Raw genomic sequence first — 1,325 nt, 5'->3', positions numbered from 1 at the left:
GAATCAATTTCAGAATCTGTATCTGAATCAATTTCTGAGTCAGTTTCAGAATCAATCTCTGAATCAGTGAGTGAGTCAATTTCAGAATCTGTATCAGAATCTATCTCGGAATCTACATCTGAGTCCATCAGCGAATCAGTTTCTGAATCAATCTCAGAATCAGTTTCAGAGTCAGTAAGCGAGTCTGTATCTGAATCAATCTCAGAATCAGTATCAGAGTCAATTAGCGAATCAGTTTCAGAGTCAATCTCTGAATCAGTAAGCGAATCGATTTCAGAATCTGTATCTGAATCAATTTCTGAGTCAGTTTCAGAATCAATCTCAGAATCTACATCTGAGTCAATCTCTGAATCAGTGAGTGAGTCAATTTCAGAATCTGTATCTGAATCTACATCAGAGTCCATCAGCGAATCAGTATCTGAATCAATTTCTGAGTCAGTCTCTGAATCTACATCTGAGTCTATCTCTGAATCAGTGAGTGAATCAATTTCAGAATCCGTATCTGAATCTATCTCAGAGTCAGTAAGTGAATCTATTTCTGAGTCTACATCAGAGTCAATTTCTGAGTCAGTAAGCGAATCAATTTCAGAATCCGTATCAGAATCTATCTCCGAGTCAGTAAGTGAATCAATTTCAGAATCTGTATCAGAATCTACATCAGAGTCTATCTCTGAATCAGTAAGTGAGTCAATTTCAGAATCTGTATCTGAATCAATTTCTGAATCTGTATCAGAGTCTATCTCTGAGTCAGTAAGCGAATCTATTTCTGAGTCTACATCAGAGTCAATTTCTGAGTCAGTAAGCGAATCAATTTCAGAATCTGTATCAGAGTCTATCTCCGAGTCAGTAAGCGAATCGATTTCAGAATCCGTCTCTGAATCTATCTCCGAGTCAGTAAGTGAATCAATTTCAGAATCTGTATCAGAATCTATCTCTGAATCTACATCTGAGTCCATCTCTGAGTCAGTAAGCGAGTCGATTTCAGAATCCGTATCTGAATCCATCTCAGAGTCAGTAAGTGAATCAATTTCAGAATCTGTATCAGAATCTATCTCTGAATCTACATCAGAGTCAATCTCTGAGTCAGTAAGCGAATCGATTTCAGAATCCGTATCTGAATCTATCTCTGAGTCAGTAAGTGAATCAATTTCAGAATCTGTATCAGAATCTATCTCAGAGTCAGTAAGTGAATCAATTTCAGAATCTGTATCTGAATCAATTTCTGAGTCTACATCAGAGTCAATTTCTGAATCAGTGAGTGAATCAATTTCAGAATCTGTATCAGAATCAATTAGCGAATCAGTTTCAGAGTCAATCTCTGAATC

At 36.8% G+C, this 1,325-nt stretch carries 1 protein-coding gene; it reads left to right on the top strand.

All coding sequences use genetic code 11. The annotated features are described in order from the left end of the window. Window positions 1–1,325: DUF445 family protein (locus NOL38_RS10375; RefSeq protein WP_277942084.1), on the top strand; the 1,325-nt coding region annotated here is incomplete at both ends.

The organism is Streptococcus suis (assembly GCF_029616525.1).
Taxonomy (GTDB): domain Bacteria; phylum Bacillota; class Bacilli; order Lactobacillales; family Streptococcaceae; genus Streptococcus; species Streptococcus suis_AF.
Note: the sequence above shows the minus strand (reverse complement) of the source record. Positions and strands in the feature narration are given on the sequence as shown.